The sequence below is a fragment of the Streptomyces sp. Z423-1 genome (genome assembly GCF_013009255.1).
GTDB classification, from domain to species: Bacteria; Actinomycetota; Actinomycetes; order Streptomycetales; family Streptomycetaceae; genus Streptomyces; species Streptomyces gossypiisoli.
This window is the reverse complement of sequence record NZ_CP053109.1, coordinates 9059472-9075523: the sequence shown is the minus strand read 5'-3', so window position 1 is coordinate 9075523 and position 16052 is coordinate 9059472. Positions and strand designations below refer to the sequence as shown.

12 protein-coding genes and 2 pseudogenes are annotated in these 16052 nt (G+C 70.9%); 4 read left to right on the top strand and 10 right to left on the bottom strand.

Going from position 1 to position 16052, the window contains the following annotated elements; genetic code table 11:
- Positions 1-3 precede the first annotated feature (3 nt).
- The 3 genes from HJD23_RS41305 to HJD23_RS41295 form a co-directional block, all read right to left on the bottom strand.
- Positions 4-2688: a cation-translocating P-type ATPase gene (locus tag HJD23_RS41305; protein ID WP_206352710.1), complete on the bottom strand. Its 2685-nt coding sequence runs from the start codon at positions 2686-2688 to the stop codon at positions 4-6.
- 427 nt (positions 2689-3115) lie between these two features.
- Positions 3116-5515, bottom strand: coding sequence for a glycoside hydrolase family 65 protein (locus tag HJD23_RS41300; RefSeq protein ID WP_171109882.1), 2400 nt, complete (start codon positions 5513-5515; stop codon positions 3116-3118).
- 58 nt (positions 5516-5573) lie between these two features.
- Positions 5574-6449 carry a universal stress protein gene (locus tag HJD23_RS41295; RefSeq protein WP_171111633.1) on the bottom strand — a complete coding sequence of 292 codons (876 nt, stop codon included), beginning with the start codon at positions 6447-6449 and terminating at the stop codon, positions 5574-5576.
- Positions 6450-6849: 400 nt separating this feature from the next.
- Here HJD23_RS41295 and HJD23_RS41290 point away from each other — a divergent pair, with 400 nt between their 5' ends.
- Complete coding sequence (locus HJD23_RS41290) at positions 6850-7527, top strand: CBS domain-containing protein (protein WP_171109566.1); 678 nt, start codon at positions 6850-6852, stop codon at positions 7525-7527.
- A gap of 64 nt (positions 7528-7591) precedes the next feature.
- On the opposite strand, the pseudogene HJD23_RS41285 reads toward HJD23_RS41290, so the two are convergent.
- Together HJD23_RS41285 and HJD23_RS41280 are read right to left on the bottom strand one after the other, a co-directional pair.
- Positions 7592-8516 (bottom strand): annotated as a pseudogene (locus HJD23_RS41285) (nitroreductase family protein).
- A 134-nt stretch (positions 8517-8650) separates the two neighbouring features.
- Positions 8651-9574, bottom strand: a complete 924-nt coding sequence (locus HJD23_RS41280) for a DUF1918 domain-containing protein (RefSeq protein ID WP_171113529.1) — start codon at positions 9572-9574, stop codon at positions 8651-8653.
- A 144-nt stretch (positions 9575-9718) separates the two neighbouring features.
- On the opposite strand from HJD23_RS41280, the gene HJD23_RS41275 reads away from it, so the two are divergent.
- Entirely contained in the window at positions 9719-10372 is a 654-nt protein-coding gene (locus HJD23_RS41275) for a CBS domain-containing protein (RefSeq protein ID WP_171113530.1), read from the top strand.
- A gap of 167 nt (positions 10373-10539) precedes the next feature.
- Here HJD23_RS41275 and HJD23_RS41270 read toward each other — a convergent pair whose 3' ends face one another.
- The 4 genes from HJD23_RS41270 to HJD23_RS41255 all read right to left on the bottom strand — a co-directional run bounded on the left by HJD23_RS41270 (position 10540) and on the right by HJD23_RS41255 (position 14103).
- The gene (locus HJD23_RS41270) at positions 10540-10998 is read right to left on the bottom strand and encodes an Hsp20/alpha crystallin family protein (RefSeq protein ID WP_171113532.1); all 459 of its coding nucleotides are present in this window, start codon (positions 10996-10998) and stop codon (positions 10540-10542) included.
- An 86-nt stretch (positions 10999-11084) separates the two neighbouring features.
- On the bottom strand, positions 11085-12476 hold the full coding sequence (locus HJD23_RS41265) for a nicotinate phosphoribosyltransferase (protein WP_171113534.1): 1392 nt from the start codon (positions 12474-12476) through the stop codon (positions 11085-11087).
- A 40-nt stretch (positions 12477-12516) separates the two neighbouring features.
- Complete coding sequence (locus HJD23_RS41260; protein WP_332112409.1) at positions 12517-13056, bottom strand: hypothetical protein; 540 nt, start codon at positions 13054-13056, stop codon at positions 12517-12519.
- 225 nt (positions 13057-13281) lie between these two features.
- Positions 13282-14103, bottom strand: coding sequence for a universal stress protein (locus HJD23_RS41255; RefSeq protein ID WP_171113537.1), 822 nt, complete (start codon positions 14101-14103; stop codon positions 13282-13284).
- A 348-nt stretch (positions 14104-14451) separates the two neighbouring features.
- Between HJD23_RS41255 and HJD23_RS41250 the strand changes: the two are divergent.
- Both HJD23_RS41250 and HJD23_RS44840 read left to right on the top strand, forming a co-directional pair.
- A pseudogene (locus tag HJD23_RS41250) lies at positions 14452-15153 on the top strand (universal stress protein); the annotation flags it as partial.
- 38 nt (positions 15154-15191) lie between these two features.
- Entirely contained in the window at positions 15192-15359 is a 168-nt protein-coding gene (locus HJD23_RS44840) for a universal stress protein (RefSeq protein ID WP_332112410.1), read from the top strand.
- 79 nt (positions 15360-15438) lie between these two features.
- Here HJD23_RS44840 and HJD23_RS41245 read toward each other — a convergent pair whose 3' ends face one another.
- Entirely contained in the window at positions 15439-15951 is a 513-nt protein-coding gene (locus HJD23_RS41245) for a CBS domain-containing protein (protein ID WP_171113541.1), read from the bottom strand.
- Positions 15952-16052 lie beyond the last annotated feature (101 nt).

The window sequence follows — 16052 nt, the reverse complement described above, 5'->3', positions numbered from 1 at the left end:
CCTTCAGCGGAGCCCCTTTGCCCGGGCGGAACGGGAACGCCGACCACCCGGATCGCTGCCATCGGCCAAGGCGGCGCGCGGCTGCCGCTCCGGCCACAGCCGTGCCTGCAAACGCATGACCACATGGCCGAGGCCGGACAACACGCAGGCGATCGCCAGGTCCCCGAGCGACAGCAGCTCTGTGCCCAACAGGTCCCGGAGAGGGGGCAGATAGACACCGGCCGCCTGGAGACCCAAGGCCGCACCCACGGCCACCAGCAGGAACGGGTTGGCCAGGCTTCCCGGACGCGCGCGGGAGCCCAGGGCAACGCCCAGCTGGGTCGCACCGAGAACCAGGAAGATCATGGACTGCCACGGGCGGCCCGTCTCACGGGCCCACACGCCGGCCACCAGGGACACGGTGGCGACGAAGGCGCCCATGAGCAGGATGCGCGGCCACAGGCCGGCGCCCAGCACGCTCTCCGCGGGCGGCCGGGGCGGATGGCGCATCGCTTCCGGGGCGACGGGCTCCGCACCCAGCGCGACACCGGGCAGGCCATGCGTGAGCAGGTTGATCCACAGGATCTGTGCCGGCAGCAGCGGCAGCGGCATCCCCAGGAAAGGGCCGAGGAGCATCACGAGGATCTCCGCGGTTCCTCCGGCGAGCCCGTAGAGCAGGAACCGGCGTACGTTCGCGTAGACCCGGCGCCCCTCCTCAACGGCGGACACGATGGTGGCCGGGTTGTCGTCGGCGAGTACCAGGTCGGCCGCCTGGCGTGCCACCTCGGTGCCGCGCTTGCCCATGGCGACGCCGATGTCGGCGCGGCGCAGGGCCGGGCCGTCGTTGACGCCGTCCCCCGTCATCGCCACCACGTGCCCGGCCCCGCGCCACGCCTGGACGATGTCCAGCTTCTGCTCGGGGGTGGTCCGGGCGTAGACGCGTACGTCGGTCAGCTCGCCCGCCGTGCCTTCCCGGATCCGTTGCCCGGTGGTGACCTCCTCCTCCCGGGAGGCAATGCCGAGGCGCTCCGCCACGGCCCGTGCGGTCAGCGGATGGTCACCGGTGATGAGTACAGGGACGATGCCGGCGCGTTTGCAGGCGGCGATCGACGGCTCGGAAGCGGCGCGGGGCGGGTCCAGGATGCCGACAAGGCCGAGCAGCGACAGGCCCGACTCCCATGTCTCGGACGGTTCCAACGCCTCCTCGTGGTCGGCCGACGCGACGGCGAGCACCCGGTACCCGTCACGCGCCAGTACCTCCGCCTGAGCCGCCGCCCGGGCGAGCAGGTCCGGACCGTCGGCCAGGACCTGCGGCCGGAGCAGGGACTCCGGCGCTCCCTTGCACGCGACCAGCACCCCGCCCTCCGGTCGGTGGTGCACGGTCGTCATGCGCTTGCGGTCGCTGTTGAACGGAATCTCCTCCACGCGCGGCAGCTCGCGGTCCAGCGCCGCCCGGTCCAGCCCGAGACGGGCTCCGGCCACCAGCAGCGCGGCCTCCGTGGGATCGCCCAGGGCACTCCATTCCATGGAGCGGTCCGGTGGAGGCTCCAGCGCCGCGTCGTTGCAGAGCACCGCGACGCGCAGCAATGCCGCCAGGTCAGGCGCGTCGTCCGCGGTCACCGTCGCGCCGTCGCGGACGACCCGGCCCTCGGGTTCGTAGCCCGTACCCACCACCGCGGCTTCCCCGCGTGGCGTCCACAGGTGTTCGGCCGCCATCCGGCCCTCGGTCAGGGTGCCGGTCTTGTCGGTGGCAATCACGGTCACCGAGCCCAGGGTCTCCACGGCGGGCAGTCGCCGGACGATGGCGTGCCGCTCCGCCATGCGCCGCGCTCCCAGGGCGAGGGAAAGCGTCACCACGGCCGGCAGGGACTCCGGAACGGCGGCGACGGCGAGGCTGATCGCCGCCACGATCATCAGCTCCACGGGCTGTCCGCGCACCAGCCCGAGAGCGAGGACCACCGCGCACAGCGCCACAATGGCCGCCGCCAGCACCCGGCCGAACCTGGCCAGCCGGTGCTGCAGCGGAGTCAGGCCGGGCGCGGCGCCCATCAGGGAGGCGATCCGGCCGAGCGCACTGTCGGCCCCGGTGGCGGTGACCACGACACGGCCGTGGCCGCGGACGATGACCGTGCCCGCCGACACAGCACCTCGCGAGGTGTCCGTGTCGGGCACCTTCTCCACGGGAACGGACTCGCCTGTCAGGGAGGACTCGTCCGCCAGCAGCGACGCCCCGTCCAGCACGTCCGCGTCCGCGGGGACGATGTCTCCCTCGGCCACCAGGACCAGGTCGCCCGGCACCACTTCGGCCGACGGGATGGAACGTTCCTCGCCGCCCCGCACCACCCTGGCGGCCGGGGCACTCATCGCGGACAGGGCCATCACCGCCTCTTCCGCCCGTACCTCCTGCACGACGCCGACGACCGTGTTCACGGTGATCACGAGCAGGATCACGGCGGCGTCGGAGAGATCGCCGGTGGCGATCGTCAGGGCGGCAGCGCCGAGCAGGACGAGGATCAGCGGATCGCGCAGTTGCTGCAGCACCCGCCGCCACACCGGGGTACGCGGCTCCGAGGGGATCTCATTGGGCCCGTGCAGCGCCAGCCGCCGCGCGGCCTCGTCCGACGACAGCCCAGTGGCGGAAGTCGTGCCCCGCGACCGGAGCCGTTCGACCTCCGCGGTGGGCTTCTGACTCCCTTCGCGCCGGTTCACGTCCGTGGCAAAGCCTCGTCCGGACGGTGCTGTGCGTCGGGTGCCATCAGCTGCTCCCCTCATGTGCCCGGCCACCGCCCCGAGGAACGGACTCCCGCCTTCCCAGCGTGCACCTTTGCTCGGCCGCGCGCGGCCGCGACCATGGTCGGCGGCGTACGCGGCGAAGACCTCCGACGGCGGTCCGCCCGTATCGAGGGAACGCTGGTCGAGGATGGCGGCGAGGTAGCCGCGCAGCAGCGCCAGCCGGATGGCCCGGACCCTCCTGCGGGTCAGCGCCGGGGAGATCTCCCTGCACCCAGGAGACAGTGGCCGTCAGGAGGGCGAAGCCGACGAGGGCTTCCAACGGGAGACCAGGCGGAGCCAGCCCTCGCCGGGTGCGATGTGGCACTGTCGCGGACGCCGAGGTCGGCACGCCCGTCTGCGCGGATCAGCTCCCCGGCAGCACCAGCGTGCAGGTCTCTCCGGGCGCGACGGTCACCGCCCGGTCGGCCAGCACCACGCGGATCGGTGACTCCTCCGAGTCGGGCACCCGGATCTCCAGCTGTCCGCTCCGACGCCGTATGCCGACACCCCAGTGGCCGCGGTAGCGCAGGGAGAACCCGTACTCCGACAGTGCCGGAAGGGGCACCGGGTCCAGCCAGAGGGCGTCCTCACGCGTCTCCAGTCCCGTCAGGCCGCGTTGCACCAGATCCAGGGTCCCGGCCATGGCGCCGAGGTGGATGCCTTCGCCGGTCGTGCCGCCCTGGATGTCGGCGATGTCCGCCTCCAGGGCCTCCTGGACGTAACTCCACGCCTCGGCTCGCCTGGCCCGGGCGAGGACGAGGCCGTGAACGAGTCCGCTGAGGGTGGAGCCGTGGCTGGTGCGCTGCAGGTAGTAGTCGACGGTCCTGCGCCAGACAGCGTCGTCCACGTCGTACCCGAGACGGCGGAACAGATCCCGCAGCTCGGCGGGCGAGAAGAGGTAGCCGAGCATCAGGACGTCTGCTTGTTTGGAGGCTTGGTAGCGGTTGACGGTGTCGCCCTCGGCCTCGAGGATGCGGTCCAGCCGCCGGATGCTGTTGTAGCGGGTGCGGTAGGCGTCCCAGTCCAGCTCGGTGAGGTCGCCGTAGCCGTCGAACTGGCTGATGACGCCCTGGTGGAACGGCACCCGCAGGCGCCGGGAGACCTCCTCCCACTTCGGGAGTTCGCCGCTGTCCAGCTCGATGCGTTCGAACAACTCCTGCCGGCGCCATACCGGGAGGCGCCGCACCAGGTCCAGGGCGCGACTGAGGACCCAGACGGCGGTGACGTTGGTGTACGTGTTGTCGTCCAGGCCCGGCCGGGCGGCGTCGGGGTAGCTGTCGTGGTACTCGTCGGGGCCCACCACGCCACGGATGCGGTACCGGCCGAGGCCGGGGGCGAACTGCGCGCTGTCCGCCCAGAAGCGGGCGATCTGCAACAGCATCTCCGCGCCCTTGGTGTGCAGGTATTCGGTGTCACCGCTCGCCTCGCAGTACTGCCACACGTTGTAGGCGATCGCCGAGCCGACGTGGTGCTGGAGCCGGGAGTAGTCCGGCAGCCACCGGCCGGAACGGGGGTTGAGGTGCAGCTGCTGGGTCTCCTCACGGCCGTCGCTACCGGACTGCCACGGGTACATCGCCCCGGCCCGGCCCGCCGCGTGGGCCGCGCGGCATGCCTGAGGCAGGCGTCGGTGACGGTAGTTGAGCAGGGCCCGCGAGACCTCCGGGAAACGCAGGTTCAGATAGGGCAGTACGAACAGCTCGTCCCAGAAGACATGGCCCCGGTACGCCTCGCCGTGCAGCCCACGGGCCGGCACACCCACGTCCAGGTCCGCGGTGTGCGGCGACAGTGTTTGCAGCACATGGAAGAGATGCAGGCGCAGGACACGGCCCGCCTCCCCGGGCACCTGGATGTCCGCGCCCCGCCACAACCGCGCCCAGGCCGCGACATGGGAGTCCACAAGCGCCGGGAAGCCCGCAGCCGTGGCCGCCCGGTCGAGCGCCGCGCCGAGCGGGTCACTGATCGCAGGGTCACGGGAGGTGTGCAGGGCCACTGTCTTGTCCACGACTGCGGGCCGGCCCGGAGCGATCGGTATCACCAGCCGGTGTACGGCACAGTGGTGGGACGGCCGAAGCTCCGACGACGTGGGCGGCTGCCCAACCGCGACCGTACGGGCCGCCATTCCGATGCCGACGTCGGAGGTGCTGGTGCGGCAGCTCAGCCACGCCACGTCGGCCGCGGACGCGCCGGTCCGTACACGGACCAGGTGGTGACGGTTGAGGGCCCTGTAACGATGCACGTTGCTGTTGATCACGTCGCCGTCGAGGACGGCTTCGACCTCCAGTTCTCCCGACCATTCCTCGGCTGTGACAACGGTCCGCAGTGCGGCCAGGTGCGGATCCGCCATGTGCACCAAGCGAATCTGCTCCACGCTCAGCGTGCCTGCCGCCTCGTCCCGAAACCGGAACATGCGCGTCAGCGTGCCACGGCGCAGATCCAGGGTGTGCCGGTAATCGAGCACCGGACGCGTGTCGGGAGAGAACCACGGGCCCGCCGATCCGTCGGCAAGGCGGAGACGGAAGCGCAGGAGCAGCCAGTTGGGGAGATTCACAAGGTCCTCGTTCACCACCTGCCGCCCCGCGACGGTCGACTCCAGGCGGTTGTAGACCCCGGCCGCGTAGGTGGCCGGGTAGTGCACCAGGCTCGCCCTGCTCTCTGGTACGGCGCCGCGGGTGGCGAAGTAGCCGTTGCCGAGCGTGCACAACGACTCGCGCAGCCGCTCGCCGGCCGGGTCGTAGCCCTCGTACTCCCAGGTCCACTCCGACATCCGCCGCCCTCTCCTTCTCCCTTCACGAAATGTGCAGGAGCATGAGACGCGCGTCGGGTCAGGCCCGTTGGGGAACGACGGCCACCGGGCACTCGGCGTGATGCAGCAGGGCGTGGGCGACCCTGCCGAGCTGCAGACCGACATGGCCGTGGCGCCTGCGCGCACCCACAACCACCAGGTCGGCGTCGGAGGAAGCGTCCAGGAGGACCTTGTGGGCGGGGCCTTCGGCCGCCTGACGATGCACTTCTACCTGCGGGTGGTTCCGTACGGCGACGCGCAGCGCGTCGGTGAGGAGGGCGGAGGCGCGCTCCTCGTGGGCACCGGCGGCATCGTCCGCGATCAGGGCATGGTCCACGTGTTCATGGGCGGGGCGGCGCCAGGCCCGTACGGCGTGCAGGCTGCAGCCGCGCGTCTCGGCCTCGCGGAAGGCGAACCGCACGGCGGCCGAGCCCTCCATGGCGTCGCCGAGGCCGACCACCACCCGGCCGAAGGCGCCCTGCCGGTTCCGCTCCCCGCCGCGAACCACGATCACCGGGCACACGGCACGGGCGGCCACCGCGAGGCTGACCGACCCCAGCAGCATCCCGGCGATCTCACTGCGGCCACGGGAGCCCGTGACCAGGGCGAAGGATTCATGAGCCGCGTGCAGGAGCACGGACACGGCGTCGTCGGGCAGTACGTCGCTCGACACCTTCACCTCTGGGTTGCGCAGCCGGGCGCGTTCCGCGCAGGACGCGGCGATGTGCTGGGCCAAGACCTGTTCGGCCGGACGGTCAGTGCTGAAGGACGGGCGGCCGCCCTCGTACCGCTCCCACAAAGAGGCGTAGACGAGCCGCAGAGACAGCCCGAGGCGCGCCGCCTCGTCCACCGCCCAGTCCACGGCCTTCAGGCTGGAATCCGATCCGTCGACGCCCACGACCAGCGGGAGCTCCACGGTCACCACCACCTTCCTGCCCGACCACTGCCGAAAGCCAAGCCCTGTCAATACCGTCGCACCGCATGGGTTCCGTCGCGACACCTGGACCGGCTCTCGAAGGGGGCCCTCGGCCCAGGTTGCACTGCGCCGATTTGCGACGATCGTGGAGTCATGCGGCCGGACAACGAGGTTCCGTTCCTCGCATCGCCGCCACGGCCGTCGCATCGGCCCGATACGAGCCCGCTTCCGCTTCGAGGTCATGGTGAAGGGAAGGCGATCGTGGTTGCCAGGACCGGCGTCTTCGGCGCCCTGACCAAGGAGCGTCGCGAACAGCTCATGCGCGCCGCGCAGCGGTCATCGAGACCCTCGGTGCCGGGGAACTGCACCCGGAGCTGAAGGCGAGACGAGGAGGATTGCGGTGCCTGAGACCCCACACATCGTGAGCGATGTGATGACCCAGACGGTCGTGGCCGTGGGCCGCGACGCCCCCTTCAAGGAGATCGTCCGGACCATGGAGCAGTGGAAGGTCAGTGCCATGCCGGTCCTGGAGGGCGAGGGGCGCGTCATCGGCGTCGTCTCCGAGGCCGATCTGCTCCCCAAGGAGGAGTTTCACGACAGCGACCCGAGCCTCTTCGAGCAACGCCGGCGCCTGTCCGACATCGCCAAGGCCGCGGCGGTGACGGCGGAGGAACTCATGAGCACCCCCGCGATCACGGTCCACCCCGACGCCACTCTGGCCCAGGCGGCCAGGATCATGGCCGTCCGGCACGTCAAGCGGCTGCCCGTCGTCGACGACATCGGCATGCTCCAGGGCATCGTCAGCCGCGCCGACCTGCTGAAGGTCTTCCTGCGGCCGGACGAGGAGATCGAGGAGGAGGTCCGCCGCACCGTGGTTTCCTACCTCTTCCCGGCGTTCAGCCACGCCATCCACGTGAACGTGCACGAGGGAGTCGTCACGCTCCGCGGGCACATCCGTGACACCTCGCTCATCTCGGTCGCCGTGCGCCTCGTGCGCGCCGTGGAAGGCGTCGTGGACGTCGAGCCCCAACTCACCGGCGAGTCAGCCGGTCGGGACGAGCCCGGGACAACTCAGTGACCGTGTGCGCAGCCGGCCGCCGGCCGACTGCGGCCCCTCGGGCGGGTCAGGGCTGGATGGCAGGTCAGGGCTGGACATCCAGTACGTCCGACACCGGGCGGCGCGGTGTGCCGGGTCCTTTGGGGCCGTACCCCAGGCGCAGGAGCATCTGGGTGTAGCCCGTCCCGGACACCGGGTCGCGCAACGGCCAGCGCAGGTCGGTCCATTCGAGGGGCTGGGTGGCGAAGGAACTGGACAGGCCCTCAAGGGTGGCCAGCAGCAGGACGCGTTCCATGGCCTGACCGGCGCGGAGCCAGTCCTCCGGGTGGTCGTGGCTCGTACTGAGCAGGGCCGGCTGAGGAGTGCGTTCGAAGTCCGCGGCGTCACGGCCCGCCACCCTCCGGGGGCCCGCGAAGTCGCGCATGGGGGCCTTGCCCCCCGCGCTTGCGCGGCCCGAAGGCGTAGTGCGGGACTCCGTCGTCGGCGGTACCCACCGACGGGGCGTCGATACGAGTCCACCGCGCCAGGTCCTGGTCGCGGCCCGGGTCGGTGATGTTGCGTGCCTCGGCTTCCTGGACCAGTTCCAGCACCTCCTTCAGATGCCATGAGGTCGGGAAGGTCAGCGTTGCTCCCTCAACGTGAGCGGCTGCGCTGAGAGCCTCCCGCACGGGATCGGGGATCTCCCTCTCCTCGAACGGGTAACGGCTGCTGTGCCGCTGGTGAATCGCGGGATACAGCGCGCCGAGTTCGCTCCCGTCGGTTGCGGAGCCGGTCAGCCGCACGCTCGCGACCAGCGTCCGGTCGGTGGGGTCGGGCAGCAGCCGGGTTTCTGGATACCAACCCTCGTGGGCCACTGCGACTCTCAGGTTCAGCAGGGCGGCGCCGCAGCCGATGTGCAGGCCGCGGGTGTCGGGGTCGGAGTGCGGCATGGTGCGCTCGAAGTCGGCGCGGATTTCGAACGTGCGGCTGCGCCGGAAGTAGCGGAAGAGCCAGGGCTGCGCGTTGTGCATCGACGGGGCGGCGGCAGCGGCGTGGGCCAGGGCGGTCACCTGCTCGTCGGCTGGTCCTTGTCGGCTCACTGGAGCCTCCCCTCGCGAGTCGGCGGTCCGCTGGGACGGGGCCACTCTTCGGCGGCCCGTGGCGCCTACTGATCGGCCGGAGTGATGCGCCGGCCCGTGAGGCGTGTGGGCCGGATGGACACCCACATCTCGCGTGCACCGCCTGGCCATGGCCCGGTGTGTGCGCGCTGGGCGAGCCCACGCACGGCGTCGGGCTCCGTGACGACGTTCGCGGGGCCGACTGCCAGCACGCTCCAGCCCTGGCTCATCGCCTCGTCCACATGGTCGACCTCGAAGGCCACCTCCGTTCCGACAGCCGCCGCGGGTACGGAGTCGGGCGCGGTCCGGAAGACGATCGCGTCCTCCACGACGTCGTAGTTGACCGGGACGACCGCGGGGCGGCCGTCGGACGTCGACACCGCGATGCGCCCCACGCCGTGCGTGGAGAGCAGGGTGCGGCACTCCTCCGGGCTGAGATCCCGTAGCCGAGGGTGCAGCAGCGCGTGGCCCTGACCGGGTGGGAGATCGATGCCTCCCCCGCGCAGAGCGCTGACGGTAGTACCCAGCGCGTCGGCCAGGCTGATGAGAGTCGCCACGCCCGGGTCGGCGGGCTGGTCCTCCAGGTACGCCAGGTATTCGGGCGACAGGCGGGCGCGGCGGGCTGTTTCCCCCAGGCTGAGCCCACGCCGGTGGCGCTCGACGGCCACGCGCCGACCGATGTCGCCGGGGTTGGGTGTCCTGGTGGGCGGGGCTGCCCGGGACACGGTCTCCGCCTCTCCCGTGTCCGGCTGGGCAGACCCGTAGGTGGTCCCGGGCTTTTCGTGCTCGACGTGGCGGATGTGTGCGTCGGGCCCGGGGAACACGAGCGTCACTTCATCCGTGTCCGACCAGCGCACGTCGTAGGGGGGTGTTCCGTCCTCGTGGTGGAGTCCGACGATTTCACCGTCGCGCCTGGTGGCACCGGTCGTCGGGCTTTCGATGACGAGTTGGTCGCCGAGGTGAGCTCGCATGATCGCCGCCCTCTCCTCAGAATGGTGCTGTATCCAACGTGCCACGCGCGACACGCCGCCGCATGGGACGACCGGCCCATATCCGCAGAGGCGGGCTGAGCCGACTGGATGTCAAGCGGTCACAACCCGGACGGGAGAGCCGACATGCAGCACCGAACGGTCGCGGAGCTCATGACCCGAGACGTCGTCAAGGCGCAGCGCGACCTGCCGTTCAAGGAGATCGTCAGGCTGCTGGCGGACAACGACGTCACCGCTGTGCCCGTGGTGGACGACCTGGACCGCCCCATAGGTGTGGTGTCCGAGGCGGACCTGCTGCGCAAGAGCGCCGACCAGGCCGACCCGTCGGGCAGGGTCCCTGTCCCGCACCTGGATGCGTGGGAGCGGGCCAAGGCCGAGGGCTCCCGCGCCGAGGAACTGATGTCGGCTCCCGCCGTGTGCGCACGTCCGGAGTGGAACGTGGTGGAGGCCGCCCGCCTGATGGAGGCCCAGCATGTCAAGCGGCTGCCCGTCGTGGACGAGACGGACCGGCTCCTGGGCATCGTCAGCCGTGGCGACCTGCTGCGGATCTTCCTGCGCCGTGACGACGCCATCCGCGACGAGATCACCGAGGATGTGTTGCGACGCACGATGAGGCTTGCTCCCTCAGAGGTGACGGCCGAGGTTCGCGCCGGGCGGGTCGACCTCAGGGGCTCGGTCGAGTTCAGGAGTCTGATCCCCGTCATCGAGCGACTGTGCCGGAGCGTCGACGGCGTGGTCTCGGTCTCCGAGCACCTCGCGTACCGGACCGACGACGCCTGACGGTCCACCGCCACCGCCACCTGAGGGGCCATCGGAGCCGGCGGCTGAGAGACGCACGGGACCATGGCGGCGCGAGGCCCACGGCGGAGCCGTCGGCCTCGCGCGGAGGGAACGGGCACTCGCCTGCCGAACCCGGTACGTGGCCCGGCGGACGGCCCCACCCTGGCTCAGCCGGTGATCTCGATGCGGTGTGCCTTCCCTGTCTCGGTTTTCGGGACGCGCACCGTGAGGACTCCGCTCGTCAGGTCCGCGCTGATGTGCTCCGTGTCGGAGTTCGGCGGCAGAGTCGTGCGGTAGTCGAACTGCCCTATGCGGCGGGTATGCCTGCGGACCACCCCGGTGTGTTCCTTCTCCTTGATCTCACCGTGGATGTCGAGCTCGCCCTCGGCGACCTCCACGGTGATCTGGTCCTTGTCCACGCCGGGAAGCTCCAGTTCCACCAGGTAGGCGTCCTCGGTGTCCACGACGTCGGCCAGCGGCGCCCACGGCTCGGCCGTGCCGAACTCGGGGTAACCGCCGACGGGAAAGACAGCGTGCATGAGCTGGTCCATCCGGGTACGGAGATCGTCCAGCTCATGCAGGGCTGCCGAGAGCCCACCTCTGCTGTGTCGTACGGGATGTGTCATGGCTGATCCTCCTTGACTTGCTGTGCCGACCGTCGGTCACGCGGGCCATCCGGTGACCTGCCGGGTGTGCGGCATCGCCTTCCTCCTCATCTCTCTACGGACCCATGCGGTCCGGAAACGGTCCGTTCCGGGACCGAGGACCGTGCGGAAGCCGCCGCCGTTTGTTCCTCGATCCGGCGCCGGACGCGGGCGGTGAGTGCGCTCAGCCACTCGGAGGCCGTCGCGCGAGGCGCGACCGGCGCCCGGATCCGTCGGGCTGCCGGCGGTAGCCCGCTCAGGTCCGCCGTAAATCTCTCCCGGCACTCGTCGAGCGTGGGCCTGGTGCCGGTGCGCTGCCCGCGCCGCATCACCGTCTCCAGCAACGGCCTGCCACCGTCGGGTGGCGCCTCGTCGGCGAGACAGATCACGTCGGCGTATCCGGGGCGGCGGAACACCTGCTTGGGGCCGGGCGCCGTCACTTTCGCCGACGACAGCTTCATCACCGGTCGGCCGTCGTACTCCACCATCTTGTACGCCGAGTCCAGATACGGTGCGTCGGCCGAGACCCCGACGCGGGTGCCGACGGCGTAGGTGTCGATCGGCGCTCCGGAGCGGACCAGGTCGTCGACGGCGTACTCGTCGAGACCTCCGCTGGCGATGATCCGTACGTCCGGCAGGCCCGTGGCATCGAGGATGCAGCGTGCCCGTACCGCGAGGGCTCCGAGGTCGCCGCTGTCCAGTCGTACGGCAGAGCCGGGCCCCCGGTCGAGGTCCCGCAGGACGCACGCCGCGACCCGTACGCCCGCCTCGGTGTCGTAGGTGTCCACCAGCAGGGTCACTGGGCCGGGGTGGGACCGTGCGAAGGCGCAAAAGGCGTCTTCCTCCGTCGGGAACGCCTCGACGAAGGAGTGGGCCATGGTGCCGATGGCAGGGATGCCCAGGGCGGTGGCCGCGGCCACGTTGCTGGTCCCGGCGAAGCCCACCATCGCACCGAGGCGGGCGGCCTGGAATCCGGCCTGCGGGCCGTGGGTCCGCCGCAAGGAGAAGTCCACAACCGGATGCCCTGCCGCCGCGAGGACGCACCGCGCGGCCTTCGAGGCGATGGCGGTCTGGTGGCTGAGCTGGTTGAGCACGTACGTCTCGGCCAGCTGTGCCTGCGGAAGAGGCGCGGTCACCTCCAGCAGGGGTTCTCCCGCCAGCACGATCCGTCCCTCCGGCACCGCCCGCACGTCGCCGGTGAACTCCAGGCCGAGCAGGGGCTGAAGATCCCGCCGCGGCCGGTGCACCGCAGACGCGAAGGCGTCGACGTCCTCTGGGCCGACACGAAGGCCGGACAGGTGGTCCAGGGCCGACTCCAGCCCCGCGGCGACCAGGAAGCCGCGCTCAGGAGGCAGGTCGCGGACGAAGAGGCTGAACGTGGCGGGGCCGGTCATGCCCTCCCGGAGGTAGGACATGGCCATCGTCACTTCGTACAGATCAGTGGTCGCTGCATCGGACATCGGCGTCGCTTCCTCGGCTCATGTCCCGGTTGTCGGTCTGTCACTGGCGGAAGCGCGCGGACCATAGGGGCTCAACCCGGTCCCACTCGGCATCCCACTGCGCGTACCTTCTCCGGTCCAGCACGTGGCGCATGCCTGCCCGCGCCGCGAAGAACCCGGCGGCCACGCCGATCGCCGCCATACCGCCCACGAACCAGCCGGTGGTCGTCGCGTCGAGCTTGCTCATCGGCGGACTGGTGATGGTTCCGCCCCGGTCCACCCACACCCGCACAGTGGCGCCCTTGGGCGTTCCCGACTTCACGAGGGTTGTTCCCGTCCGCTCCGTGCCGTTGTCGTCGGTCCAGCGGACCTGCGCCTGCGGCATCCCGTCTGTGGTGACGGCCTTGACGTTCGACGTCAGTCGGGCGGTGACCTCCTGCCGATCCGCCGACTGGGCTTGCACGGTGCGCATCGACGACTCGTACGCCGTCGTTCCCGCGCTGAGCGCGGCCACCGGCAGGCCGAGGGCGAGGACCAGCATCAGCAGTCTGCGGAACCAGGACTCGAACCCGTCGGACGTGCGTCGTAGGGGGTTCGCCACCCTTGACGCATGCTCATGGCGCGGCGGGGGCGGACCAGGCGCGTGCGGCGAATTCTGTGCACTCATGACTTGGCCTCCAGCAAGTCGCTGGTCCGTTGCCTCCACTGCTTTGTCCCATCGTCGGACGGGACGGGGCTCCAGCCACAGGGCCGAACGTCCCTGCGGGGACGACTTCCGGGCCCCGCGGCGGCCGACCGTTGACGTGGCCCGTCTGCGGACGTCCGGTCATATCCGGGGAACGACCGCGATCGGACATGGCGCGTGATGCAGTACCGCATGGTTGATCAGTCCCAGTTGCAGGCCTAGGTGCCCCTGTCGTCTGCGGGCGCCGACGACCAGCAGGTCCGCCTCGGAGGCCGCCTCCAGCAGGGCCTGGCGTGCCGGTCCCTCGATCACCCGCCGGCTCACCGGGGCGTCGCGGTAGCGCTCCGACGCGTCGTGCAGGGCGTCGTCCAGGACCTGCGCCGGCGGGCGCCGGCGGGCCTCCAGGGCGTACCAGGACGGGGCTTGTGGTGTGGTGAAAGCATCGAACGGTGCGCTCCAGGCGTGCACCGCCACCAGCCGGCAGTGCCGGGCATGGGCCTCCCGGAACGCGAACTCCACGGCTGTGCCACTGCCTTCCCCCTCCTCGACACCGACGACGACGCTCCCGAACCGTGCATCCCGGTGCTCTACGGCGCCGCGCACTACGACGACCGGACAGTCCGCTCGGGCCGCCACGGCGAGGCTCACCGACCCCAGGAGCATGCCGCCGAGGCCCCCGAGCCCTCTGGATCCGAGCACCAGCGCGAAGGCGTTACGCCCTTTGTCGACCAGGGCGGCGGTCGCGTCCTCGTGCAGCACCTCGCTCGACAGCCGCACTGTGGGAGCGCCCTCCCTGGCACGCTCCGAGGCGGCGTCGAGCACATCGGACGCTTCTTGATCCCGCGCCGCCGCGTGCAGGAGGTGGAGGGGTACCCCGTGCCGGACGGCTTCGTCGGCGGCCCAGTCCACCGCCTCCAGGCTCGCCGCAGACCCGTCGATGCCGACCACCAGGGGAATCGTCACCGCCCCTGTCTCCTCTCGGCCGGATTCCGCGTCTCCGGCTCCCTCCGGTTCACATGCGCCGCCGAGGGGATTGGAGTATGCCTCGAATGAGAGAACCCTCCACGCCCGGCATGCTGGCGACGTCCGCACCATCCACACCGTCGGACTCGTTCAGCGTGGTCCACCCCCATTTCCAGCTTCGTACGTCACGGAGGCCGCCGCCATCCAAGCAGCCGTTACGGTGGTGGCGAAGCGTCTCGTCCACACCGCAAGCGGAGCTCCAGGCACACCACCCGGGCCGGTTCATCGCCGGGGCCAGGTCGCCGACGACGCCCAGGACGCCCTTTCCAAGCGGCGTCGGAGTCCGAGATGTTCGTGCTCGGTCCACGGAGGCTGGAGCCCGTAGAGAGCCACTTCCTGGGCGACGTGGGCATGCAGGTCGGGGTCGACGGCTCCGGGCGAAGCCTGCGCGCTCTTGTCTGGGCCACCCAGGAGGCGGCACTGCGCCGGTGCCCGTTGCGCATCATTCACGTCGTGCCCCCCGCGCACGAATACGCGACAACCGCTGAGGGTCGCGCCTGGGAAGAAAGCCAACGCGACCAGGGAATCGTGGCCGAGGCCACCGCGATCGCCCTGGACGCCCACCCGGACCTGGACGTGACATCCGCCGTGCCGTCCGGTGCCCCGGCACCCGTGCTGCTGGCCGAGGCCGAGCATGCTCACACGGTGGTACTCGGCGCCAAGGGCCGGGGCGGCTTCGGGAGCCTCCTGCTCGGATCGGTCGCCTTGCAGGTCGTCGGCCACGCGGCCAGCCCCGTGGTCATCGTCAACCACATCACCATCGGCCATCGTCGCATAGTCGTCGGCGTCGACGGGTCGGAGTACTCCGACGCTGCTCTGGCATACGCCTTCCAACAGGCGTCCCTGCGCGGCGCGCAACTGCAGGCCCTGCACGCCTGGAGCCCCCCGGTACCTCATGCGGTGGTCAGCGCTGCCCAGGATGCCATGGCCAAGGAGCACCAGCAGGCCCTGGAGGAATGGCTGGCCCCGCTTCGCGAGGAATACCCCGACGTAGACGTGGTGGAGCAACTCCCTGATGACCCCCGGTCATCGCGCTGGCCCGCGCCTCCGACCGGGCCGATCTCCTGGTTGTCGGCTCCCGTGGACGCGGCGGCTTCCGCGGCCTGGCCCTCGGCTCCGTCAGCCATCACCTCCTGCAGTTCTCCTTGTGCCCCTTGGCAGTCGTTCGCCCACGCCCCGAGACCACCCCTGTCTGACGGCCGATCAGTTGGCTTCCTCCGGGTGGCCGGCGCAGGCGTCCCTGTCACCGCACGGCGCTCACCAAGGACCAGCACGTCACCTCGGTGAGCGTCTTGGTGGTGGGCGGTCAGGGCACCGCCGTTCCACGGTAGCCCCGCCGAGGTGGGAGCCCGGGTAGCACTTTGGGCGGGGCCTGCGGCCCCGTGTCGGGGCGTTCCTTCTGCGCCGATGCCCGGCGAGGGCCGCGATGATGTCGGCTGCGGTCAGCACCCAGGCGAAACATCCGTCCTCGTCCAGCACCGGGAGGGCTTCGGCTTGGGTGTAGGTCATGAGGTTGGCTGCGTGACGTACGGTCTGCTCCGCGTGGAAGAGTGCCGGTCTGTGGCCGGGCAGGAGTTCGTCGACGCGCAGGCCGGACAGCGAAGCGCCGGACAGCGAAGCGGCTGGTGCCGCACAGGCCACCGCCACGTCGGCCCAGTCCAGCAGGCCGGCACAGCGACCGTCCGGATGCATGCCCGGAAGGTGATGGGAGGCGGATCGCTCCAGCAACTCCCAGGCCACGAACACGGTTTCGTCGACAGCGATCGTGACCGCGGCGGTGCGCGTCACGTCGGCGACCGTCCGCGCCAGGACCTCCTGCTCACCGTCGCCCCCGGCTGCTGTTCCATGGTCGCCTCCTCCTGATCTGCGGACGTCGCCGCCGTGTCACG